The 23,002-nt window shown below is 49.4% G+C and carries 21 protein-coding genes; all 21 read left to right on the top strand.

Annotated features, from left to right (window positions below):
- Window positions 1–649: 649 nt before the first annotated feature.
- The 21 genes from WFK81_RS20680 (at window position 650) to WFK81_RS20580 (ending at window position 22,982) form a co-directional block, all read left to right on the top strand.
- Window positions 650–1,267, top strand: a complete 618-nt coding sequence (locus WFK81_RS20680; protein WP_336788261.1) for a CBS domain-containing protein — start codon at window positions 650–652, stop codon at window positions 1,265–1,267.
- Window positions 1,268–1,273: 6 nt separating this feature from the next.
- Window positions 1,274–2,071 (top strand): pyruvate, water dikinase regulatory protein, encoded by a 798-nt coding sequence (locus WFK81_RS20675; RefSeq protein ID WP_336788260.1) that lies wholly within the window; start codon window positions 1,274–1,276, stop codon window positions 2,069–2,071.
- Window positions 2,072–2,158: 87 nt separating this feature from the next.
- A complete protein-coding gene (gene glpX / locus WFK81_RS20670) occupies window positions 2,159–3,127 on the top strand; it encodes a class II fructose-bisphosphatase (RefSeq protein WP_336788259.1) in 969 nt (322 codons plus the stop codon).
- Window positions 3,128–3,152: 25 nt separating this feature from the next.
- Complete coding sequence (gene ndk, locus WFK81_RS20665; RefSeq protein WP_336788258.1) at window positions 3,153–3,560, top strand: nucleoside-diphosphate kinase; 408 nt, start codon at window positions 3,153–3,155, stop codon at window positions 3,558–3,560.
- Window positions 3,557–4,207 (top strand): fructose-6-phosphate aldolase, encoded by a 651-nt coding sequence (gene fsa, locus WFK81_RS20660; protein WP_336788257.1) that lies wholly within the window; start codon window positions 3,557–3,559, stop codon window positions 4,205–4,207. Before ndk ends, fsa begins: the two co-directional genes overlap by 4 nt.
- A gap of 214 nt (window positions 4,208–4,421) precedes the next feature.
- A complete protein-coding gene (locus tag WFK81_RS20655) occupies window positions 4,422–5,177 on the top strand; it encodes a YveK family protein (protein WP_336788256.1) in 756 nt (251 codons plus the stop codon).
- A gap of 87 nt (window positions 5,178–5,264) precedes the next feature.
- On the top strand, window positions 5,265–6,152 hold the full coding sequence (gene galU, locus WFK81_RS20650) for a UTP--glucose-1-phosphate uridylyltransferase GalU (RefSeq protein ID WP_336788255.1): 888 nt from the start codon (window positions 5,265–5,267) through the stop codon (window positions 6,150–6,152).
- A gap of 6 nt (window positions 6,153–6,158) precedes the next feature.
- Entirely contained in the window at window positions 6,159–6,854 is a 696-nt protein-coding gene (locus tag WFK81_RS20645; protein ID WP_442956078.1) for a sugar transferase, read from the top strand.
- A 25-nt stretch (window positions 6,855–6,879) separates the two neighbouring features.
- Window positions 6,880–8,256, top strand: coding sequence for a sugar phosphate nucleotidyltransferase (locus WFK81_RS20640; protein ID WP_336788253.1), 1,377 nt, complete (start codon window positions 6,880–6,882; stop codon window positions 8,254–8,256).
- 157 nt (window positions 8,257–8,413) lie between these two features.
- Entirely contained in the window at window positions 8,414–10,639 is a 2,226-nt protein-coding gene (locus WFK81_RS20635) for a glycosyl hydrolase family 28-related protein (RefSeq protein ID WP_336788252.1), read from the top strand.
- Window positions 10,640–10,784: 145 nt separating this feature from the next.
- On the top strand, window positions 10,785–11,546 hold the full coding sequence (locus WFK81_RS20630) for a YveK family protein (RefSeq protein WP_336788251.1): 762 nt from the start codon (window positions 10,785–10,787) through the stop codon (window positions 11,544–11,546).
- Window positions 11,527–12,204 (top strand): CpsD/CapB family tyrosine-protein kinase, encoded by a 678-nt coding sequence (locus tag WFK81_RS20625; protein ID WP_336788250.1) that lies wholly within the window; start codon window positions 11,527–11,529, stop codon window positions 12,202–12,204. The genes WFK81_RS20630 and WFK81_RS20625 overlap by 20 nt, the downstream gene beginning before the upstream one ends.
- Before the next feature lie 230 nt (window positions 12,205–12,434).
- The gene (locus WFK81_RS20620; protein WP_336788249.1) at window positions 12,435–13,364 is read left to right on the top strand and encodes a glycosyltransferase family 2 protein; all 930 of its coding nucleotides are present in this window, start codon (window positions 12,435–12,437) and stop codon (window positions 13,362–13,364) included.
- Window positions 13,340–14,773, top strand: coding sequence for an O-antigen ligase family protein (locus tag WFK81_RS20615; RefSeq protein ID WP_336788248.1), 1,434 nt, complete (start codon window positions 13,340–13,342; stop codon window positions 14,771–14,773). Before WFK81_RS20620 ends, WFK81_RS20615 begins: the two co-directional genes overlap by 25 nt.
- Window positions 14,748–15,899, top strand: coding sequence for a glycosyltransferase family 4 protein (locus WFK81_RS20610; protein ID WP_336788247.1), 1,152 nt, complete (start codon window positions 14,748–14,750; stop codon window positions 15,897–15,899). Before WFK81_RS20615 ends, WFK81_RS20610 begins: the two co-directional genes overlap by 26 nt.
- 28 nt (window positions 15,900–15,927) lie before the next feature.
- A complete protein-coding gene (locus tag WFK81_RS20605; protein WP_336788246.1) occupies window positions 15,928–17,259 on the top strand; it encodes a lipopolysaccharide biosynthesis protein in 1,332 nt (443 codons plus the stop codon).
- On the top strand, window positions 17,256–18,383 hold the full coding sequence (locus WFK81_RS20600; protein WP_336788245.1) for a glycosyltransferase family 4 protein: 1,128 nt from the start codon (window positions 17,256–17,258) through the stop codon (window positions 18,381–18,383). The genes WFK81_RS20605 and WFK81_RS20600 overlap by 4 nt, the downstream gene beginning before the upstream one ends.
- On the top strand, window positions 18,380–19,435 hold the full coding sequence (locus tag WFK81_RS20595) for a glycosyltransferase family 4 protein (protein WP_336788244.1): 1,056 nt from the start codon (window positions 18,380–18,382) through the stop codon (window positions 19,433–19,435). Before WFK81_RS20600 ends, WFK81_RS20595 begins: the two co-directional genes overlap by 4 nt.
- 24 nt (window positions 19,436–19,459) lie before the next feature.
- Window positions 19,460–20,647 (top strand): glycosyltransferase family 4 protein, encoded by a 1,188-nt coding sequence (locus WFK81_RS20590; protein WP_336788243.1) that lies wholly within the window; start codon window positions 19,460–19,462, stop codon window positions 20,645–20,647.
- Entirely contained in the window at window positions 20,644–21,837 is a 1,194-nt protein-coding gene (locus tag WFK81_RS20585) for a glycosyltransferase family 4 protein (RefSeq protein ID WP_336788242.1), read from the top strand. Before WFK81_RS20590 ends, WFK81_RS20585 begins: the two co-directional genes overlap by 4 nt.
- On the top strand, window positions 21,834–22,982 hold the full coding sequence (locus WFK81_RS20580; protein WP_336788241.1) for a glycosyltransferase: 1,149 nt from the start codon (window positions 21,834–21,836) through the stop codon (window positions 22,980–22,982). Before WFK81_RS20585 ends, WFK81_RS20580 begins: the two co-directional genes overlap by 4 nt.
- The last annotated feature ends 20 nt before the right edge of the window (window positions 22,983–23,002 follow it).

Below are 23,002 nucleotides of genomic sequence, written 5' to 3'. Positions count from 1 at the left end.
TGGGAGGTAAATAAGAGGAAAAAACCGACTTACGGGCGGCTGGTGGGAGTTGAAAGGGCGTGGAGAAGGTAAATAAGAGGAAAAAACCGACTTGCGTGCGGCTGGTGGGAGTTGAAAGGGCGTGGAGAAGGTAAATAAGAGGAAAAAACCGACTTACGGGCGGCTGGTGGGAGTTGAAAGGGCGTTGAGAAGGTAAATAAGAGGAAAAAACCGACTTGCGTGCAGCTGGTGGGAGCTGAAAGGGCGTGGGGAAGCTGAATAAGAGGAAAAAACCGACTTACAGAGGGCCGACGGGAGACGAGAGGGCAGTTGAGAGGTAAATAAGAGGAAAAAACCGACTTAGAGGAGACTGGTGGGAGCTGAAAGGGCGTGGGGAAGCTGAATAAGAGGAAAAAACCGACTTACAGAGGGCCGACGGGAGACGAGAGGGAGGTTGAACAACTAAAGTGGGCACAATAACCAGGACTCCCTCTCACAGGCTATATGCACAGCATAAATAGAGCACAAATCCGATATGGTTGAACATATATTGTGTAATAAATATATATGTGTTATATTAAATCCGATTATTGATGGTTATATAGGTAAATGTGTGTAATAAAAGATGAGAGGGTGAACCGATATCCAGCTATCGAATCGTCAGCTAGAATTGCTTGAGCTAGTTAAAAAGCATGCGCCGATTACAGGGGAGCAGCTTGCGGAGTATATGGGCGTCAGCCGTCCGACGCTGCGCTCGGACCTGTCGCTGCTTGTGATGCTGAACCTGCTTGATGCGAAGCCGAAGGTTGGCTATTTTCTCGGTGAAGCCTACCGTTCGACCGATGATACGGCAGCGCGCCAGCGCTTTGACAATATCAAGGTTCACGAGATCCAAGGGGTTCCGGTTAATATTCCAGAGACGTTATCCGTTCAGGATGCGGTTATCACCTTGTTCACGGAGAACGCCAATACGCTGCTGATCGTGAACGAGAACAAAAATCTTGCGGGCATCGTAACGCCCAAGGATCTGCTCAAAATTACGCTTGGAAACCCGGGCGCAGGTGCCATACCGGTCAGCATGGTTATGACGCGTTACCCGAATATCGTCACGCTTTTTCCTGAAGAATCCGTTTCGGATGCGATTCGAAAGATGATGCTCCATCAAGTTGACTGCCTGCCGGTTATTATTCCCGGCGAGGGAGGAGCGGAAATTAGCGGATGGGTATCGAAATCGAACATTATCCGGCTGATGTCGGATATTGCAACAGCTGCGGAACTGGGGGATTAGGAGCTTATGTCAGAGCAAATTATCTACGTTTGTTCGGATGCGGTAGGGGAGACGGCGGAAGCCGTAGCGAAAGCGACCTTGCGGCAGTTCGCATCGGACCATGTCAAAATTAAAAGGTTTGGTCATCTAAAGACCGAAGAGGAAGTTATTCAGATTGTCGCAGAAGCAGCCCGGACGGGCGGTTTTATCAGCTATACGCTTGTCCAGCCGGAGCTGCGGGAACTAATGAAGGAAGAATCGTTCCGCTGGGGAGTGCGGGCGGTTGATGTAATGGGCCCGATGATGCAGGCTTTTGTCGATACGTTTGGCAGTTCGCCAAAACGCAAGCCCGGACTTCTTCATTCCATCGACGACGATTATTACCGCCGGATGGAAGCAATCGAATTCGCGGTGAAATACGACGACGGCAAGGATGCGCGCGGCCTGATTCAGGCCCAAGTGGTCCTTATCGGCGTATCGCGGACGTCCAAGACTCCGCTGAGCATCTTCCTGTCCCATAAAGGAATCAAGACGGCGAATCTGCCGCTTATGCCGGAGGTCAGACCACCTGCTGAGCTTACGCCGGCGCCGGGCCGGTTAATTGTCGGGCTTACGATGAAGCCTGAGCATTTGCTTCATATCCGGACGGAGCGGCTCAAGACGTTGGGGCTTCCGGAGTCCGCGCAATACGCTTCCATGGAGCGCATTATGGAGGAACTCGCTTACGCATCCAGTGTAATGGAGGCATTCCAATGCCCGGTTATAGACGTAACGAACCGCGCGATTGAAGAGACCGCGGGCCTTATTATTGAGCAATTATCCTAGGTACCCGATATAAAATCTTGCGCAAAAAAACGCCGCCAACGTATTTATCGCATAAAAATGGCAATACGTATGAGAGGATGCCCAAAAATGTTAGAACGCGAATTGTCTTTAGAGCTTGTTCGAGTCACGGAGCTTGCGGCACTAGCCGCTTCCCCTTGGATGGGCCGGGGAGATAAGAACAGCGCCGACGGCGCAGCAACCGAAGCGATGCGGAGCATGTTTGATACGGTATCGATCCGTGGTACGGTTGTTATAGGCGAAGGTGAAATGGATGAAGCGCCGATGCTCTACATCGGCGAGCAGGTAGGCAGCATGCAGGGACCCGAGGTTGACGTTGCCGTTGATCCGCTTGAAGGAACGGAGATCGTTGCGCGGGGACTCAATAACGCAATGGCCGTATTGGCCGTCGCAGGCAAAGGCCAGCTTCTTCACGCCCCCGACATGTATATGGAAAAGCTTGCGGTTGGACCGGAGCTTGCGGGCAAGCTGTCGCTGAAGGACCCGATCCGCATAACGCTGGAAAAGGCAGCGCTGGCGCTGGATAAGCCAATCACGGACCTGACCGTGATGATTCTGGACCGTGAGCGCCATGCGGATATGACCCGCGACTTGAGAGAAGCGGGCGTCCGGATCAAGTTTTTATCGGATGGGGATGTTGCGGGAGCGCTGGCGCCTTCTTTTCCCGAAGCGGGCATCGATCTTTATGTGGGCTCGGGCGGCGCGCCGGAAGGGGTGCTTGCCGCAGCCGCGCTCAAATGCCTAGGCGGCGAAATTCAAGGCAGGCTGATTCCCGAAAGCGGGGAGCAGTATGAACGCTGCGTCTCTATGGGGCTGACGGATCCTCGCAAAATATTAAATATCAACGATATGGTTGGCACCGGGGATGTTATTTTTGCCGCGACCGGCGTAACGCCAGGCGAGTTCCTGGGCGGAGTCCGATATATGCCGGACCAGCGTGCGGAAACGCATTCCATGGTCATGCGGGCACAGACCCGTACCGTGCGGTATGTGAAGTCTCTTCATTATTTACCGAACAAACCTCTTTTGCGCAAATAAACTAGGAATGAAAGAAGGAATGGAAATGGAACGAACCTTTGTCATGGTGAAGCCCGATGGTGTGAAGCGTGGATTAATCGGCAGCATAATAGCAAGATTCGAGCACAAAGGCTTTAAGCTCATACAGGCAAAATTGATCGAGATCGATACGCCTCTGGCAGAGCGCCATTACAGCGAACACGCGGCGAAGCCTTTCTTTGGCGAACTTGTCGAGTTCATTACTTCAGGTCCTTCTTTCGCTATGGTCTGGGAAGGCCCCGGTGCCGTAAAAAACGCCCGTACCCTGATCGGCCGCACGAATCCCACGGATGCAGATGCCGGTACGATTCGCGGCGATTATGCACTAAGCGTAGAGAGCAATATCGTGCATGGCTCCGATTCCGTTGAGAGTGCGGAACGCGAGATTGAGATGTTTTTTGGCGGACAGCTATGAAGTTTTTTCTGGATACGGCTAATGTCGAGGAAATTAAAAGAATTGCAAGGCTTGGCCTCGTAGACGGGGTAACGACAAATCCGTCCCTCATTGCGAAGGAAGGCCGTGATTTCAAGGAAGTTATCCAGGAAATTGCAGGTTTCATTCACGGTCCAATCAGTGCGGAGGTAATTGGAACGACATCGGAAGAGATGCTTATGGAGGCTTTTGATATCGCGGATTGGGCGCCAAATATCGTCATTAAGCTGCCCATGACCGAAGACGGTCTGTATGCGACCCGAGCTTTGTCGGAAAAAGGCATTAAGACCAATGTGACGCTGATCTTTACGGCCGCGCAAGGTCTAATGGCCGCCAAAGCGGGTGCCACCTACATCAGTCCATTTGTGGGCCGCCTCGATGACATTGGTACGGATGGCATGGGACTCATCAGGGATCTCCGGACGATCCTTCTAAACTACGGAATGCATGCGGAGATCATCGCGGCAAGCATCCGCCATATCGGGCATGTGGAGCAGGCTGCGCTGGCCGGTGCCCATATTGCAACGATTCCAGGAGCCCTGCTGCCGTCACTTTGGAAGCATCCGCTTACGGATGCCGGCATTGCGAAATTCCTAAGCGATTGGGACGGCAGGAAACCGAATTCTTAAAGGAAAAAACCGTTCACTAACCCTCATCAAACGGGTAACCGTTTGCATGAGGGTTTTCTTTTTGCCGGAGCGCCTAATTGCAACAATTCGTCGCAAAATTATGAAAACAGCTGAAAAAACTATTGACATGATACGTATTGTATCTTAAAGTAAAGTATACAAATGTTGATACGAATTGTATCTAAAGTCCTACAAAGCTGCAGGAGGTAAGAGAGTGGAACTAAAGCAGTATGCCCAGATCCTATTAAAGAAATGGTGGCTGATTGCCGCCATCGTTATCGTTGCTGTCGTTGCAACCGGCGTTAAAAGCTACTTTTTTACAACCCCGATCTATCAAGCCAAGGCTACTCTTATCGTGAATCAATCTCCTCAGCAAGCCGGCGTGGAAGCACTGAATCTTGGTCTGCTGCAATCCAATGTCATGCTTATCAATTCCTATAAAAAAATTGTTGAATCGGCCTACATCATGGAAAAGGTCGTCGAGCAAAACCCGAAACTTGGGGTCACTTCCGATCAGTTATCGCAGAAGGTTACGGTTACCTCCGCAGACAATTCGCAGGTGATGGACATTATTTACGCCGGTTCATCTTACAAGCAGTCCGCTCAAATCGTAAATGCGGTATCCGAAATCTTCAAGGATCAAATCCCCCATATCATGAAAGTCGACAATGTAACGATTCTCGACAAGGCGGACGAAAAGGATATTCCAAGCCCAATTAATAACAGCCCAATCCTGAATATGCTGATCAGCTTTATCGTTTCCTGCATGCTGGCAGTCGGCATCATCTTCCTGCTGGATTATCTTGACGACACGATCAAGAACGAAGCGGAAATGCTGCAAACTCTCGATCTGCCGGTTCTTGCGATGATCAATAAAATCAACAAGCAGGACATGGGACGAAAGAATACGCCGACCATGAAGATGAAAAAAGAACTTAGCGAACCTACATATGCCACTCTTAATCAGTAATAGGTTTTGGTTTGGCAGCCCTCGACCTAAAAGTCAGGGCTTGTATTTTATAGAGAAACTATATCGATAGGTGAGGGTGAGAGAGTAATGAATAAGGTGAAGAAGGCTATTATTCCCGCAGCCGGGCTCGGAACCCGTTTCCTTCCGGCGACCAAAGCGATGCCAAAAGAAATGCTGCCTATCGTCGATAAGCCTACCATTCAGTACATTGTAGAAGAAGCGATAGCATCCGGCATTGAAGACATCATTATTGTAACGGGCAAAGGCAAGAGAGCGATCGAGGATCATTTCGATCATGCTTTTGAGCTGGAGAATAACTTGTTCAGCAAGGGCAAATTCGATCTGCTGGACGAGGTTCGGCGTTCCTCCAACGTGGATATTCACTATATCCGCCAAAAAGAAGCGCGCGGGCTTGGCCACGCGGTGTGGTGCGCGCGCAATTTTATCGGGGATGAACCGTTTGCCGTCCTGCTTGGGGATGACATTGTGCAGTCCCGCGTGCCTTGCGTGAAGCAATTGATCGACCAGTATGTACGGACAGAACGCTCCGTTATTGGGGTTCAGACCGTTCAGGAAGATCAGACGCACCGGTATGGCATAGTGGATCCGATCGAAAGCTTTGACCGGCTGTATCAGGTAAGGAAATTTGTAGAGAAGCCTGCCAGAGGACAGGCGCCTTCCAAGCTTGCCATTATGGGGCGTTATATTCTGACCCCTGAAATATTTGACTGCCTGAAGGATCAGGAAGAAGGCGCGGGAGGAGAAATCCAGCTCACGGATGCGATTCAGAAGCTGAATGAATTGCAAGGCGTGTATGCGTATGACTTCGAAGGAACCCGCTATGATGTTGGCGAGAAGCTTGGTTTTATTACCACCACGATCGATTTTGCCCTTAGAAATGAAGAACTCCGAATTCCCTTGCTCGCCGCTATGGAAGAAATGATGCTGCGGGAGCAGTTCAATAAGATTAATTAGAGGTGAATGTTGATGGCTCCGACTCCTCAGCAAAAAGATCTCGAAGCAGTCTTTGATGCAGCGACCATATATACCGCCTACGAGCGTCGGCCTCTTCGTATTTACTTAATGGTCAAGCGCGGATTTGACCTCACTGCCGCTAGCTTGGGGTTACTTCTGCTTTCCCCGTTATTTCTTCTAGTTGCCTTATTAATTAAGCTAGAGAGCCCAAAAGGGTCGGTCTTTTTCTATCAAACACGGGTTGGCCGCAACGAGCAGCCGTTCAAAATGTTCAAATTCCGTTCCATGGTGACCAACGCGGAAGCGATGCTGGATAACCTGCTCAGCCAGAATGAAATCCAAGGCGCCATGTTTAAAATGAAGGATGATCCCCGCATCACAAGGGTTGGGAAGATTATCCGGAAGACAAGTATCGACGAGCTCCCCCAGTTGTGGAACGTCATCCGCGGAGACATGTCGCTGGTAGGTCCGCGTCCTGCTCTCCCGCGCGAAGTGAACGAGTACACAAGCTACGACAAGCTGCGTCTCAAGGTACTGCCTGGATGCACAGGCTTATGGCAAGTGAGCGGCCGCAATGAACTCAGCTTTAATGAAATGGTTGAGCTTGACTTGAAATACATTGAGGAACGGGGCTTCCTGCTGGATATAAAGCTTATTATGCGTACGGTAAGAGTTATGTTTGGCTCCAAAAATGCTTATTAAGGATCTGCGAACGGAGGAGTCTTGAATGAAGCTTGTTCTGTTGTCGGGAGGGTCGGGAAAAAGGCTGTGGCCGCTTTCCAATGATGCCCGCTCCAAGCAGTTCCTAAAGGTGCTCGAGGATGAACGGCATCAGCTCGTGTCGATGGTACAGCGGGTATGGGGGCAGATTACGGAGCGGGGACTTGGCGACTGCAGCTATATCGCTACCGGCAAATCCCAGATTGAAATGATGCATAATCAGATCGGCAGCCATGTGCCGTTAATTATCGAACCGGAACGCAGGGATACGTTTGCGGCAATTGCATTAACGGCTGCTTATCTCTATTCGGAGCAAGAAGTCGGACTAGACGAAGTGATTGCGATTCTGCCGGTTGATCCATACGTGGAAGGCCGTTTCTTTGACGAGGTCAAGCAGCTGGAAGCTGTTCTGAATGACTCCGAAGCAAATCTTGCATTAATTGGCGTGAAGCCAACCTATCCCTCCTCCAAATATGGTTATATCGTACCCTCTGCATCAGGCAGACGGGATGAGGCCGGTTATCGCCAGGTGAACCGGTTTGAAGAGAAGCCGTCGGAACAACGCGCGGCCCGGCTAATAGAAGAGTACGATGCGCTCTGGAATTGCGGCGTATTTGCGTTTAAGCTTGGCTTCCTCATTAGGCTGCTGGAGCAGAAAGGGCTGCCTCTTCATTATAAGGAGCTCGTCCGGCAATATCATACTCTGCCCAAGGTCAGCTTTGACTATGAAGTGGTTGAGCGGACGGAACAGATTGTCGTGCGTCCGTATGAAGGGTATTGGAAGGATCTTGGCACCTGGAATACGTTAACGGAAGAGATGGGCAACCGTCTCATCGGCAAAGGCATGATCAGCGAGGATAGCGCAAACACTCATCTGATTAACGAGATTGATATACCTGTATCCATTCTTGGCTTATCGAATGTGGTGGTGGCGGTTAGCCCGGACGGTATTCTCGTGGCGGACAAAAGCGCCAGCCCAAGAGTGAAGGACTTCATTAATTATAATCAAGGGCCGATGTTCGAGGAGCGGAGCTGGGGCTGGACACGAATTCTGGATGATCAACGCTATGATGACGGCCGTTCGGTAATAACGAAGCGTGTGGGAATTCTGCAGGGGCGCAACATCAGCTATCAGCTGCATATTAACCGGGAAGAAGTATGGACCATCGTAAAGGGCGAAGGCGAGTTCATTCAGAACGGCAATTATATGCGGGTGAGGGCAGGCAATGTGCTTCATATCCCGATGAAGACGCTGCACAGCATCCGGGCGGTGTCCGAGCTTGAGATTATCATTGTACAATCGGGCAACGGGGGCGAGGACAGCCGGCTTGTCGAGCTGTACAATACTTGGGAAGAAGTCGAAGAGCACTGTACGAATATGTAGGAATATACGAAAATATCTCGCTGGCGCATTTTTCTCCATACGGAGGGCAATGCGCTTTTCTATTAAATAAATCTAATCTATGAAGGAGGGCTATTCGCGGTTGCCGTTGCTATATTGAGTGCATATATGGAAGGAGGAGAAGAAAGGGGGAGGATGTATGGCGACTGGTAAAACAAGCAACATGGGCATGAACATCTGGGGAACATCCGAAACGGTCAAACCATCCGAATTAAACGCAAACTTTACTGCACTTGACAACGAGCTTGGCGCGCGAGGGATGGACATTCGGTGGAAGGGAGCTGATGCCAGCAGTGCTGCCGGCAGCTATAATGCACTCCTTACGGCAGTCAACGACACGGCAACAACCGCGATTTTTGTTCCGCCCGGCGTATATCTGATAGAGAAGAGCATAACGATACCCCCAAACAAGAGGCTGGAGTTTGCCCGCGGCGCCCGGCTGAAGCCGGCAAAAGGGGTTACGATTACTGTAAACGGAACCATAGCAGCCAGTCTTTATGATTGGATCTTTGACATTACAGCTGGGGGGAGCATTGCGGGGACGCCAAAGGTAGGCGATATTTATCCGGCATGGTTTGGAGCTGTAGGCGATGGGGTTGCGGACGACACAGCCGCGTTCCAGGCAGCGATGGATCTGTGCAACAAGAAGTTCCGCATCTTTATCCCGGTGGGCAAATACCGGATACGGCAGACGATTACTAATAATTCCCGCGGGATGTATGGCGTGGCTAATTATTTGGACGATGGACAATCAGGCTCTTTGCTTGTTTGGGATCCTCTTGATACAAAGACGGATCTACTGCCGTGTATCCGGATCGAAAATGCGGGAGTGGATGCGAATTTTGAGAATTTCGCGATCATTGGACCGGTCGGCTACAACTCCCGCAATTTGTCTACGTGGATAAACAAAAGCTTATATGATCAAGACTCCTACAGTATGTTTGCGGCCGGTACCGCGGCGATTGAGGTGGCGGGAGGGGCTAAGCCTATCTTCCGGAGCATCGGTACCAAGCAGGTGAAGGTAGGTTTATTGTTGAACAGCACCGACGGGCATGTAACCTCATACGATTGCACATGGAACGGCCTGATTGGTCTTTACTGCATGAAGAACAGCGAGGACTACTACATTGAGGGCGGCGGAATAACCGGAGCTTTTTGCTGCATTATGATTGGGATCAAGGAGCATGTCGGCCACTTTGGCGGATTTAACGCTACAATGAAACGCGTGCATATGGGATATTCGCCATACGGAATCTATCAAGTTATCGATTCGGATACCTACGGTAATGCATCTGTCGGAGGGCTCAGCGGCACAATGGAATCCGTTAGGTTCGAACAAATAGGAGAAGCAGCCATCCGTTTATTGCCAAAGTCTATTACCGGCGGGCTATATATGTCCGGTTTCGGAATGTCCTGGTCCTCCATTGATCCTACCTCTTCAGAATATTATGCCCTTCCCGACACTTTAAAGGATAAATCGGTTAAGCAAAGCTACGGAGTTTTCCTTGGAACAGTCGCAAATGCCAAGTTCGATAATACCGAAGGAGTGGTTATCAAATCCAATGCTCCGGGGGCAGCTGGAACAGCGGTCATTAATGTGCTGGATAAAGATAATATATTAACGGGACTGCAGCCGGCTTATATTCGAATCCTGCAACGGAATGTAGAGGCGGCCCTCCTGTATTCAACACCGTTGGCGGTTGGGGAATCTATTCACGCCAAAGCGAATAATCCGGTCAGTCATGGCAATCTAATCGTAAATCCGGAATTGCTTAAGAATTGGAATATTGTAGCCGGTACGGGTGTAAGTCTGTCCATGATTACCAATTTGGAGACGCTGCCGGTTCCGTTTAGCAGCGAGATGAAGATGTATACCGATAAGACGGTTTCAGGCGTTCTTAAAATTACGCCAAACGGCTCAAGCAATCCGTTTGTGGGCATTTCATTTAACCCGTCCCCGCTTTCCGTTGATACGAATCGTTACATTGGATTTGAGTATTTCATTCTCTCCCCTCAGGCTAGGTACCGCAGCCGTCTTGAATTCGGAAATTTCGCAACCTTGTATGACAACACCTTTGAAGTACCGGTAAACCAATGGACAAAAATTACTTGCCGGGAGCAATATGCACCAAATACAAGCGCTTATTCCGCGTCGTTCTTCGATCTTTCCGCAACCCAGCCCACTTATTTGGCTGCTGTGATGGTATCGTATGATTATAACGGAGCATTCTCCCCGTACAATCACGTTTATACGAAACAGGCAATAGAAACGGTTGATTCTATTATCCTTACGGATAAAGCGACAGGGGCAAGAGGAAAAGTCGAGTTGGTTAACGGAAATCTGCAGATTACAACGTTGACTTAATATGGTCCTCTAATCAAAACCGGTCCTCTCGAGAAAGGAGGGTCGGTTTTTGGCGTGTAATAATGCTTGACATGCTACTAATTGTATCATAAAGTTGTATATATACAGAACGTATCAATTCAAAAGTGCCGGCGGAGGTGCGTAAGTGGAAATTAAAAAATATCTTAGAATCGTACTAAAAAAGTGGTGGCTCATCCTTATCCTTGTTGTGCTAGCCTGTGCGGCATCCGGTATAAAAAGCTACTACTATACAACCCCTATTTACGAAGCGAATGCAAAATTGATTGTTAATCAGTCTGCCAATATGAATCAACAAGGTTACCCCAGTGTGGGTTTGCTTCAGACAAATCTTATGTTGATGGATTCTTACAAGGAGATTATCGTTTCTTCCGCCATACTGGATAAGGTGTCTCAGCAATATCCGAAAATTCAAGATTCCGCTAATCAAATGGCCTCTACGCTTGCGGTCAGTTCCTCGGCCAACTCACAAGTACTTAACCTCACTTATTGGTCCACCTCTTATGAAGCCGCTGCGGAAACCGTAAACGCCATTTCCCAAGTGTTTAAAGAACAAATTCCTCACATTATGAATGTGGATAATATCACCATATTAAATGAAGCTAAGATCAATGACGGTCTTTCGCATGATCCGGTGAACATCAATACATTCATGAGTGTTCTAATGGCTTTCATTTTGTCCTTCATGGTTGCTGTGGCGCTGGTCTTTATCCTGCACTTTATGGACGACACGCTTAAGAACGAAGAAGAGCTAAAGGAACTTCTCGGCATACCTCTCCTAGCTGCAATGGGCAAAATGAGAAAGGAAGATTTCAAAAACAGGCACGGCGAACAGGTTCCAATTAGAAAAGAAGCGGGTGACGGCTCTTATGTATCGCTCAACCAATAACAACCGGTTAGTTGTGCTAATCAATCCAAGCTCTGTTGTGTCTGAAGCTTACCGTACTCTTCGCACCAATATACAGTACTCATCGGTGGATTCGAGGATTCAGCTGCTGATGGTCACATCGGCTCAGACAGGGGAAGGCAAGTCTACGGTTATCAGCAATTTGGCCGTCGCTTACGCGATGGAAGGAAAACGGGTTCTGCTTATTGATGCGGATCTGCGAAAGCCCAGCGTGCACCGGATCTTCTCCCAGACGAACCGTCAAGGCTTGACCGATTTGTTAACCGGGATGAGTACGCTGGATGAAGTTGTGAAAGACAGCGGAGTCGTTAACCTATCGCTGATTACTTCCGGTCCGACCCCGCCTAACCCGGCGGAGCTGCTGGGAACGTCAAGAATGAAAGGTTTAATCCAAGAGCTCAAAGAGAGCTATGATCTTATTTTGTTTGATACGCCGCCGGTATTGGCTGTAACGGACAGTCTCATAATCAGTTCGTTATGCGACGGAGCTTTGCTCGTGGTCCATGCGGGAAAAGTGAAGAAGGCGTACGTACGAAAAGCGAAGGAAAGGCTCGATTTTGTTCAAGCCCGTATTATCGGGGCTGTGTTTAACCAGATGAAACGGCAGGATATTTCCTTCATGAAATATTATGGCAATTAGGAATTAGGCTGCACCGGGCGCGGCAGAAGAGGTAATGTCTACTGGACCTTTATCACTGTAGGCACTCGGTCGCGCTGTGGGTCTTGAATGACCTTAGACATTTTTGTCGGTGGTGCGATGTGAGGACAGGTTAAATGCCTGCTTTTTTTAAAAGGCTAGCTATGTCTTCTTGCTTGGCAAGAGGATATAGCTAGTTTTTTTAAAACGTGTAAAGGACTGGTGAGGTTCCAATGAGAATCAGCGTCGTCATTCCTACATACAAGCGTGTACACAGCTTAAGGAATTGTCTGGACGGGCTGTCCAAGCAGCAGCGGCAGCCGGATGAAATCTGTATAGTAGCACGGGATACCGATCAAGACACCTTGGAGTTCCTCCGCGGTTCATTGCAAGAGCCGTTTCTTAAGTCCGTACTTGTTTCCGTTCCCGGGGCGGTGGCCGCCTATAACGCGGGGTTAAAGGAAGCCTCCGGCGATATCATTGTCATCACGGACGATGATACGGTAGCTTACCCGGATTGGCTTGCGAGAATTGAAAAGCATTTTGAAGATGATAAGCTGCTGGGCGGACTTGGCGGGAAGGATTGGGTGTACCATTCCGGAAGGCTGGAGTACGGAGAAGCGCATACGGTCGGGAAGCTCTCGTGGTTTGGAAGAATGACCGGTAACCATCATATCGGAATTGGCTCTCCAAGAGAGGTTGATATCTTGAAAGGGGCAAATATGAGCTTTCGCAGAGAAGCGGTTGACGGCATCCGGTTTGATGAACGGCTTCGGGGTAACGGTGCGCAGGTTCATCTCGAAATCGGGGTCAGTCTTCTCGTGAAGCAAGGCGGCTGGCTGCTTCGTTACGATCCAAGCGTATGCGTAAACCATTATCCTGCGGAACGGTTCGACGAAGATAAACGCAATCGGTTTAATGAAACGGCCTGCATGAATATGGCGCATAACGAAACGTATATGATTTTGAAGCATTCCAACGCTTTTAGAAGATTAATGTATATCATTTGGGCCATTTCGGTGGGCAGCAGCCCTTCACCGGGACTATTGCAGCTAATACGGACGGTTCCCCGTGAAGGAGGCACTGCAATCCGTAAGCTTTATTCCACATTCAGAGGCAGATGGGACGGTTGGAGAACTTGGAAAATGTCGATAAATTCATAGGCTTAACCAAGACTGTCCTTCAAAGAATGGTCAGCGCGGTTGGAGCATTGCTCGTTATTGCGCTGATCGGTATCTTGAGTGCCAAAACTTCTTTATTTCAGGACCTCTGGCAGCTATCGGTAGTCCTTTTGCTTACGCTGGTTGCCTTATTTATTCAGCAGGTCAAGCCGGTAGTCTATTTACCGTACATGCTGGCTGTCTGGTCGGTTTACCCGGAGCTGCGCCGCTTGCTTGACTGGTCTTACAACTCCTACAGCGATACTCCGATTATGGCATTGGCGCCCATACTTGTAAGTCTCACGATGCTGATCCCGATTGTTAAAAATTTCAGGAAGCTAACCCGTGTTGCAAGGGGGGTCCTTTTAACGGCCATTTTTGTTTTTCTTTACGGACTTACTATTGGGCTGCCGAGGTTTGGCGGAGTTGCGGTCGGGTTCGATTTTATCAACTACCTGGCTCCGCTGCTTGTTATTCCGTACGTCAATGTCGGTCATTTCAAAAGCTCCGACAGAGATATATGGCTGAGGAGCCTTTCCAGTATTGCGGTAATCGTTGCAATATACGGGATTATCCAGTATTTCTTTATTCCTCCTTGGGATGCTTTCTGGATGCTTAACTCGGAGATGACTTCCATCGGTCATCCGGAGCCGATGATGGTGAGGGTGTTTTCTACCCTCAATTCGCCTGGTCCGGCGGGCGTGTTTTTTTCGTTCACTCTTGCTGTGATGGTGATGAACAAAAAATGGCGGGTACTTGGATTTGCCGGCATTCTAATCGTCGCTTTTACCTTGCTTATTACGCTCGTCCGTAGCAGCTGGATCGGACTTGCAGCGATGATTATCGTTTATTTCATGCAGGCCAAATCCCAAAACAAAATGAAGCTGATGGCGGTGCTGGTTGTCCTGCTGATGTTCTATCAATTCGTGCTTCCCAGCTTGCCGGGTTCAGATGCTATTACCACGCGTTTTCAAACTTTCGGCAATTTGAGCGAAGATACTTCCTATAAGGAACGCCTTGCTTTCTCGACGCAAATCTCGTCCTCCATTACGTCTAATCCGCTCGGCAACGGCCTTGGCAGTACGGGGCTTACTGCCAAGTTCAACAGTCAGAAAGCCTTGCAGGATTTCGATAATGGTTATTTGAATATTTTTTACACGTTTGGTCTTCCCGGCGGATTGTTTCTTATCGGACTTTTATTATTTCTGCTGGCTTTTGCCTTTAAGGGTAAGAAGGGGCGTCCTGAATATTATCACCTTGCTTTCGGGACGATGGTGGCCGTTATGGTCCTGTTGCTAAGCAGCAATATTTTGTCTGGCGTGGGGGGAGTATGTATCTGGTTTCTAGTAGCTATGATTTTTATGGATCCGGAAGAGAAGGTGAATCATGAAAATTTGCTTCGTCACCCATAAGGTGAAAAAAGGCGATGGACAGGGGCGCGTGAATTACGAGGTTATTCAGGAGGCGATTGCCCTGGGACATGACATCGTTATTATTGCTTCCGAATTATCCGAGGATTTAAAAAACCACCCGCAGGTGGCATGGAAGAGAGTATCCGTTAATGGTTGGCCAACTGAGCTGCTGAGAAACCAAGTTTTTGCTATTGGATCTACTTTATTGTTGATGAGACTTCGTTCCCGTATTGATTATACGGTTATTAACGGCTTTGTTACGTACGCCCGCTCTGATATGAACTGCATGCATTTCGTTCATAGCGCATGGCTTGCCTCCCGCTATCATCCCTTCCGGGAACGGAGAAGCTTCGCGTCTTTCTACCAATACATATATACGAGACTAAATCGCAGCCTCGAACTATTCGCGATGAAACGTTCCCGTACAATTGTTGCGGTGTCCGACCAGGTGAAGCAGGAATTGGTTCACCACGCCGGAGTAGGGCCGGAGAGGATTGCAGTCATTCGTAATGGCGTAGATTTAGAGGAGTTCTATCCCCGGCAGATCAAGCGCGAGACGCTTAAGCTTTCCGAGGAGACGGTCTATGCGATGTTTGCCGGCGATATCCGCTCTTCCCGCAAAAATCTGGATACTGTCCTTAAGGCACTGGTTGAGGTTCCGAATGTTCACCTGCTGGTAGTCGGATGGACGGAGGGCAGCAGCTATCCGCACATGGCATCTGAGCTTGGACTGAAGGACCGGGTACATTTTCTCGGATACCGCAAGGATATGGCGGATCTCATGTCCGCTGCGGATCTGTTCGTGTATCCTTCCCGCTACGAGCCGTTTGCGCTTGTTCTGCTGGAAGCCATGGCGGCCGGTCTCCCGGTCATAGCCAGCCGCAATTGCGGTGCCGTTGAACTGATGAATGATGAAGCCGCCATTATTCTGGACGATCCGGATGACAGCCAAGCCTTGACAGAAGCCATCAGGTTTTGCGCTTCGAACCGTCTCCGGCTGAAGCAAATGGGCGAACAGGCAGCGCAAATCGCCAGAAGCCAGTCCTGGAAGCATATGGCGCGTCATTACAGCCGGTTAATGGAAGAAACGGCGAGCCGCAAAACGATGACGGCCGCCGAGTCGTGAAAGGAATAACGATATGGCTCTGCTAAACATGTTGAAGCGTAAGGACAGCATCGGATACATCGCGCAAATCTTTGCATCGAATGTATTTATTCTCTTCTTGAATACACTGACAGGCGTTATTATTGCCAGATTCCTCGGACCGGAAGGCAGAGGCGAGCAGGCGGCTATGATCATGTGGCCCCAGCTTCTCTCTTATATCGTGACACTGGGACTGCCATCCTCCATTATTTACTATATGAAGCAGAAAGAAAGCGATCAGGGCTCCCTCTTCCTGGCTTCCCTCTGGATGTGCTTTGGGCTTGGAACCATGTCTATGATCGGAGGATTGATCTTCCTTCCGGGCTGGATGGACGGTTATTCCGCCGATAAAGTACAGTTCGCCTGCTGGGCGCTTATCCTGGTTCCGTTTGGCCTTCTCGGGGCGATCAATAACGCCGTGCTGCAAGCCCGCGAAGAGTATGCCTTATTTAACCGGATACGTTATTTACCCAATGTCATTACATTAATCCTGCTGTTTGCGCTGGTTCTCGCGGGACAGGTTAATCCGTTTTATACGTCCCTCGCTTATCTTGCGCCAACGATTCCGCTGTCTGTCTGGATTATGGTCAGGATGCTCAAGATCTACTCCTTCAGGCAAAAAGGGATTATGCAATCATCCAGGCAGCTGGTGCAGTACGGCATACGTTCGTACGGAACAGACCTGGCGGGGACGTTATCTTTTTATATCGATCAGGTACTGGTTGTTGGCTTGCTGTCACCCGTTAGTCTAGGCATCTATTTGGTTGCCTTGAACCTGTCCAAGATGCTGGATATCATTCAGGCTTCGGTTGTTTCCGTTTTGTTCCCGCAGGCCTCGGGATTAAACCAAAGCGATGCTATCCAGCTGACGCTGAAGGTGTACCGGATCAGTTCGGTTATAACAATCGTTCTTGTCCTGGCGGCCATTGCGTGTGCACCTCTTGGATTAATGCTGCTATACGGAAAATCCTTTGAGGACGCCATCCCGATTTTCCGGATTCTAATCATTCAAGCCGCTATCGGCAGCGCAACCTGGACGCTCGCCCAAGGCTTTATGGCGACCGATAAGCCGGGCAGGGTCACCATGCTTAAGGTTGCTTCCTTAATCATGAACGTCCTATTAATCAACCTGATGACTCCGCATTTCGGAATTATTGGAGCGGCCTATTCACTGTTGATCTCGGCGGCAGCAAACTTTTTGTTCATTTTGCTGCTATACCGTCTGGAGCTTGGAACAAGCTGGTCCTCTTTCTTGTTTGACACTGAGGATTGGCTTTGGGTGAAGGAGCAATTGAACCGGAAGCGTTCAAAAGCTGCGGATAAAGAGGGGGCCTTGTTATGAATATTCTCTTATCCATTCATCATGAGATGGATATCAATGCAGGGGCGGCGAATGCCACCTACCAATTATTGAGGCAGTATGAGCAATCCGGTCACCGGGTAACCGTATTCTCCTACGATAATCTGCCGGCCTACCTGCCTGGAAAATTAAAAGGCATCCTCTTTCCCTTTTATTTGTTCTTGCATATACGGCGCTCGGGAACAGAACTGGATATCGTTGATGCCTCAAGCGGCGATGCCTGGATATGGAGCTTGTTCAGGAATAAGAGGAAGGAGCCTGCGCTTGTTACCAGAAGTCACGGACTGGAGCATACGATGCATGAGGGGCTGCTGGAAGAGCATAAGCGGGGGAATATAAAGCTCTCTTGGAAATATCCGCTTTATCATGGCGGCTTGCGCTTATGGGAGGTAGCCGTATCTTTCCGAAAGGCGGATGGCGCGTTGTTCCTGAACCAGCAGGATTACCTTTATGCCGTATCCAGATTAAAGGTAAAAGAAGCCCGAACGCGGCTTGTCAGAAATGGCTTGCCGGCCGATTTTCTCGGATTGCCGGTCTCGCCTTCCGTTATTCAACCGGATGAGCCGGTTCGGATTGCGCAGGTCGGAAGTTATATTCTGCGCAAGGGGATTAAATATACGGCAGATGCGATGAACGTCATCTTACGAGAATATCCGCAAGTTGAACTTTCGTTTATCGGGACGGGATGTCAGGCCGGAACGGTTCTGGCCGATTATGATCCAGCAGTCCATTCCCGGATTCGCGTGGTGCCAAGTTATAACCATAACGAGCTTCCCGCGCTGCTTTCCGGTCACCATATCAAGCTGCTGCCGACTTTATCGGAAGGATACCCGTTATCCTTAATTGAAGCGATGGCTTGCGGGCTTGCCCCGGTTACATCCTTTAAGACCGGCCAATTTCTTCAGGATAACGAAGATGCTCTTATCATTCCGGCACGAGACTCAGGAGCCATCATTAGCAGTCTAAAGCAATTGCTTGAGGAGCCCGAGAGATTATACGCGATTAGGCTTAAGGCTTACGAGACAGCGCAGCAGCACGACTGGAGCCGGATCGCCGGGGAAGCAATCCGTTTCTACGAAGAATTGCGCGGGAGGACGGTCGGATGAAAATTGTACATATCGCTAATCATGTCCAGGAGGCGGGCAACGGCATCGTAAATGTCATGGTGGATTTAGCCTGCGAGCAGGCCGGAATGGGACATGAAGTAGCAGTCGTCTCCGGTGGAGGCAGCTATGAGCCATTGCTTTATAGACATGGGGTTACTCATTATACACTCGACCAGACAAGAAGACCCGCCTCGATACTGCGGGCCTTTTTTCAATTCCGTTCGCTGATGAGACAGATTCGTCCGGATATTATCCATGCTCATATGATGACAGGAGCTTTACTCTCCAGATATTTGAAAGGACTGAATTCCTACAAAATCGTAACGCATGTTCATAATGAGTTTCAGAAACATGCCGATCTGATGAGGGTTGGGGATGCCGTTATCGCCGTTAGTGACGCTGTAGCCAAATCAATGGCCGCACGGGGAATTCGGCAAAATAAGTTAAAGGTAGTCCGGAACGGAACCGTTGGAAGTCCCAGAAAATTAAGGGAATCCTCTATGTTCGAGCATAAAGGTTTGACTATTGTCACGGTAGCAGGGCTATACACTCGGAAAGGTATTGGCGATTTAATAGAGGCCTTTGAGCTAATTGCGGCCAAGATGAAGGATGTTTGCCTCTATATTGTTGGCGAGGGTCCCGACCGAGCGTTGTTTGAGGAACAGGCTGCGTCGTCCATCTACCGAAATCAGATAAAATTTGAAGGCTTTCAGCAAGATCCTGCCCCATACATGCATGCTGCAGATGTATTTGTGCTAGCTTCTCACAAAGACCCGTTTCCGCTTGTCCTCATCGAGGCAAGGGAAGCGGGCTGCGCAATCGTGGCAACGGGGGTAGACGGCATTCCGGAAGCACTTGATCATGGAGGATCCGGAATACTTGTTCCGCCCAAGCAGCCTGCAAAGCTTGCGGAAGCTGTTATTGAACTGCTGGAGAATGCGGAAAGGAGAGAATATTTCCGCATGCGCGCCAAAGAAGGCCTTGAATTTTACAAAGTGCAGCGGGTAGCGGAAGAAACGCTCCATATCTATAGAGAGGTCTTAAATCGATAAGTAGGATGAAGAGAGTGATCATTCATGAATGTATTAACGACAGGACTGGGATGGAATGAGCAGCAGCCCGGGGGGTTGAATCGTTATTTCGTTGATTACACGAACGCCATGAAGGAGTTTGGACATGCGGAGCTCGGGCTTGTCGTGAGCGAGCCGGGTGTTAAGCTTCATACAAATTTGAATGTAGCCAATACAGTGACGCATGCAACCGGACTGCTGTCCCGCATCCGATCGGTACGGCAGCATACGATGCAAGCCTTAAAGACGTTTCATCCTGATATTTTTAATCCGCATTTTGCTTTGTACGCTTCAATGGTGTCCAGACAGTCGCTGCCTGACCATATCCCGATTGTCACCCATTTTCATGGACCATGGGCTCTTGAATCCAAGATGGAGGAAGACGGCAAGCCCCGTATCGTACGGGAAGCGAGGTATCTTCTTAAAAAGCAGGTAGAGCAGCTTACCTACCGTCGTTCCGACCGTTTTATCGTGCTAAGCGAATATTTTCGGGACATCTTATCGAACAGCTACGGAATAGATCACCGCAAAATTCATATAATACCCGGTGCTGTCGAGCATGAAAGGTTCAAACCTCATCAGGATCGGGGAGCCCTTCGCCAAAGACTTGGGATTGAATCCGGACAAAAACTGTTGTTCTGCGCGCGGCGGATAGTCCGCCGGATGGGCATCGATCGGTTAATCGACGCGATGCAGGCTGTCGTACAGGCACACCCTGGGACCAGGCTTTATATTGCAGGCGATGGTGCAATGCGGAGCGATTACGAAGCGCAGATTAGCCGGCTCCGGCTGCAAGATTATGTAAAAATGCTAGGAAGGGTGTCAAACGACGAACTGGTGGAATGGTATCAGGCGGCCGACTATAGCGTTGTGCCAACGATTACGCTGGAAGGGTTCGGATTGGTTACGATCGAGTCCATGGCCTGCGGAACCCCGGTTTTTGGCACCCCGTTCGGCGGGACAAATGAAATCTTAGGACGATTTGCCCCGGACTTGTTATTCAAAGACGGATCGGCGGAGGCTATGAGCGCAAGGATCGTTGAAGCCTTAAACGGACGTCTGGCAATTCCCTCAAGGGAAGCATGCAGGCAGCATGTCCTTCAGAGATATACTTGGAGCAGTGTGGCAGCGGCAGTGACGGAGGTATTCCAGGATGCCAGGGAGATGCGGAGAAAAGGAGGGGCTATTGGATGAGGGTCGCCTATTATAATCATACAAGCGCTGTTAGTGGAGCGGAGATTAATCTCATGGTAACCGCGAAGCATTATACGAAAGCTCATCCGATTATTTTTGCGCCTGAAGGCGAGCTGCTTGATAGGGCCAGGAAGGATTGGTTTGAGGTTGTGCCTCTGCCCAGCTATAATGCCAGGCTTAGCCGTAACCCTTTTCGTCTGGCAGCAGGAGCAGCCGGTATGGTCAGGGCGGGTTATCAATTGGCGAAAGCGGCAGCGGAGCAAAAAGCGGATGTCATTCATGCCAATTCGCTGCGGGCGGGGATGATGGCTTCCTTGTTTTACTGGCGTCACCGTATCCCCGTCGTATGGCATCTTCACGATATTCCGCCCAAAGGGTTGATTGGCAAAACGATCCGGCTCTATGCCTCGCTTGCCGCACAATCGGTTATTGCCATATCCGAGCCCGTTATGCGGGACTATAAAAAGCTTGGCAACCGGGTACATCTTGTGCATAACGGTACCGTTCTTAGCGAATATACGGAAAAGGAAAAGGCTTATAGCCGGGAAAAAATCCGGACGGAATTAAACACACCTCAGGAAGGTCGTGTCATGACAATTATTGGACAAATCGCGCCTTGGAAAAGACAGGCGGATGCAATTCGGGCATTGCATGCCCTACTTGAAGAGGGGAAGGAGAGTTATTTATGGATTGTAGGTGAACCCAAATTCAGAGAAGAAAATGAAAGGTATTTGGAGGAGCTGCACCTTCTGGCAGAGCAGCTTAAAGTGGAAAAATATGTCCGTTTCACAGGATTTCGCGAAGATATAGACGAGGTTTGCTGTGCTGCTGACCTGTTGCTGCTTTGCTCGGAGAATGAACCGTTCGGCAGGGTCATTATTGAAGCAATGGCGCAGGGAACGCCAGTTGTTGCGACCAGCGGGGGCGGAGTATCGGAAATTATACAGCATGGCCAAAGCGGGATGCTCTATGCAACCGGCAATATTTTAGAGCTTGTTCATCGTATTAAGGCGATTGAAGGGGATAAACAGCTGTACAAGCAAATCAGTATGAACAGCATGGACCGAATCAAGGAGCATTTTTCTATTGAACAGGCAGCAGCTAAGACCGAGCAGATTTATCGGCAAGCAATAAACGGAGTTCTCGGCAAGGCTGAAGAGCTCCGGCAATCCAAGGGGGTGGCGAAATGAATTATCGGATAGCCATAGTTCATGATTACTTGAATCAAATGGGCGGGGCGGAGAGAGTTGTTGGCGTTATGCACAAGCTGTTTCCTGATGCACCCATCTATACCACCATAGTTGACCGGGAGAAGCTGCTGCCAGAGCTTAAGGATGCCCATATCGTAACGACATGGATGCAGCATATTCCGAATATTCTTAGAGATTTCAAGCTTTACTTTTGGCTGTATCCTTTAGCCGTCCGGTCAATGAAATTGAAAAATTATGACATTATTATTAGTTCCAGCAGTGCTTATGCCAAAGGGATTCGCAAACCGGATCATGCGGTTCATTTATGCTACTGCCACTCCCCGATGCGGTTTGCTTGGAACTTCGAGGGCTATATCGAGAATGTGAGGGTATCAAGGCTAAGGAAGCTGGCAGCCAAATGTCTCACCTATCCTTTACGCGTTTGGGACAAAACGAACTCGAAGCATGTGGACCGGCTGGTGGCAAACTCGAGTATCGTTAAAGACAGAATAAGCAAATTTTATGGACTAGAGTCTACGGTCATCTTCCCGCCTGTTGAGATCGAGAGATTCTCCATCGGTACGGGGAAGCAGGAGGATTATTTTCTAATTGTCTCTAGACTTGTTTCTTACAAGAAGATTGATATTGCAGTGGAAGCCTGTTCACGGCTCGGACTCAAGCTGGTGGTAATAGGAGACGGAGATGATCGGCAGCGGCTTGAAGCCATGGCCGGACCAACCGTTCAATTTTTGGGCCGAAGAAGCGACGAAGAGGTTGTCCATTATATGCAGAAATGCAGGGCATTGCTGTTTCCCGGCCTTGAGGACTTCGGAATTACGCCGCTTGAAGCTAATGCCTGCGGCAGGCCGGTTATTGCGTTTCAAGCGGGAGGAGCATTGGATACGATCAAACCCGGTTTAAACGGGATGTTTTTTAATAACCAAACCGCGGGATCGTTAATGGTAGCTCTTCAAAATTTCAACGGAATCAAATGGGATTCACAGCGAATTAGAGAATATGCGGAAACCTTTAATGAAAGCTACTTTATTGAGCGAATATTATCGAGTCTGCAAGGGGCTATAGATCCGCTTGGCAATGGCTTGAAGCATTATGGGGTGGAGGCAGGTCTTCCTATTGGGAGATAGTTATGTCTACTGTGATACAT

This window comes from Paenibacillus sp. MMO-177 (assembly GCF_037147795.1).
In the GTDB taxonomy this organism is placed as follows: domain Bacteria; phylum Bacillota; class Bacilli; order Paenibacillales; family Paenibacillaceae; genus Pristimantibacillus.
The sequence above is the reverse complement of the archived record's forward strand: the minus strand, read 5'-3'. Positions and strand labels throughout refer to the sequence as shown.

Coding starts and splice junctions, on each gene's coding strand:
- WFK81_RS20675 (WP_336788260.1), top strand. CDS start 1,274: ATGTCAGAGCAAATTATCTACGTTTGTTCGGATGCGGTAGGGGAGACG.
- glpX (WP_336788259.1), top strand. CDS start 2,159: ATGTTAGAACGCGAATTGTCTTTAGAGCTTGTTCGAGTCACGGAGCTT.
- ndk (WP_336788258.1), top strand. CDS start 3,153: ATGGAACGAACCTTTGTCATGGTGAAGCCCGATGGTGTGAAGCGTGGA.
- fsa (WP_336788257.1), top strand. CDS start 3,557: ATGAAGTTTTTTCTGGATACGGCTAATGTCGAGGAAATTAAAAGAATT.
- galU (WP_336788255.1), top strand. CDS start 5,265: ATGAATAAGGTGAAGAAGGCTATTATTCCCGCAGCCGGGCTCGGAACC.
- WFK81_RS20645 (WP_442956078.1), top strand. CDS start 6,159: ATGTTGATGGCTCCGACTCCTCAGCAAAAAGATCTCGAAGCAGTCTTT.
- WFK81_RS20640 (WP_336788253.1), top strand. CDS start 6,880: ATGAAGCTTGTTCTGTTGTCGGGAGGGTCGGGAAAAAGGCTGTGGCCG.
- WFK81_RS20635 (WP_336788252.1), top strand. CDS start 8,414: ATGGCGACTGGTAAAACAAGCAACATGGGCATGAACATCTGGGGAACA.
- WFK81_RS20625 (WP_336788250.1), top strand. CDS start 11,527: ATGTATCGCTCAACCAATAACAACCGGTTAGTTGTGCTAATCAATCCA.
- WFK81_RS20620 (WP_336788249.1), top strand. CDS start 12,435: ATGAGAATCAGCGTCGTCATTCCTACATACAAGCGTGTACACAGCTTA.
- WFK81_RS20610 (WP_336788247.1), top strand. CDS start 14,748: ATGAAAATTTGCTTCGTCACCCATAAGGTGAAAAAAGGCGATGGACAG.
- WFK81_RS20605 (WP_336788246.1), top strand. CDS start 15,928: ATGTTGAAGCGTAAGGACAGCATCGGATACATCGCGCAAATCTTTGCA.
- WFK81_RS20600 (WP_336788245.1), top strand. CDS start 17,256: ATGAATATTCTCTTATCCATTCATCATGAGATGGATATCAATGCAGGG.
- WFK81_RS20595 (WP_336788244.1), top strand. CDS start 18,380: ATGAAAATTGTACATATCGCTAATCATGTCCAGGAGGCGGGCAACGGC.
- WFK81_RS20590 (WP_336788243.1), top strand. CDS start 19,460: ATGAATGTATTAACGACAGGACTGGGATGGAATGAGCAGCAGCCCGGG.
- WFK81_RS20585 (WP_336788242.1), top strand. CDS start 20,644: ATGAGGGTCGCCTATTATAATCATACAAGCGCTGTTAGTGGAGCGGAG.
- WFK81_RS20580 (WP_336788241.1), top strand. CDS start 21,834: ATGAATTATCGGATAGCCATAGTTCATGATTACTTGAATCAAATGGGC.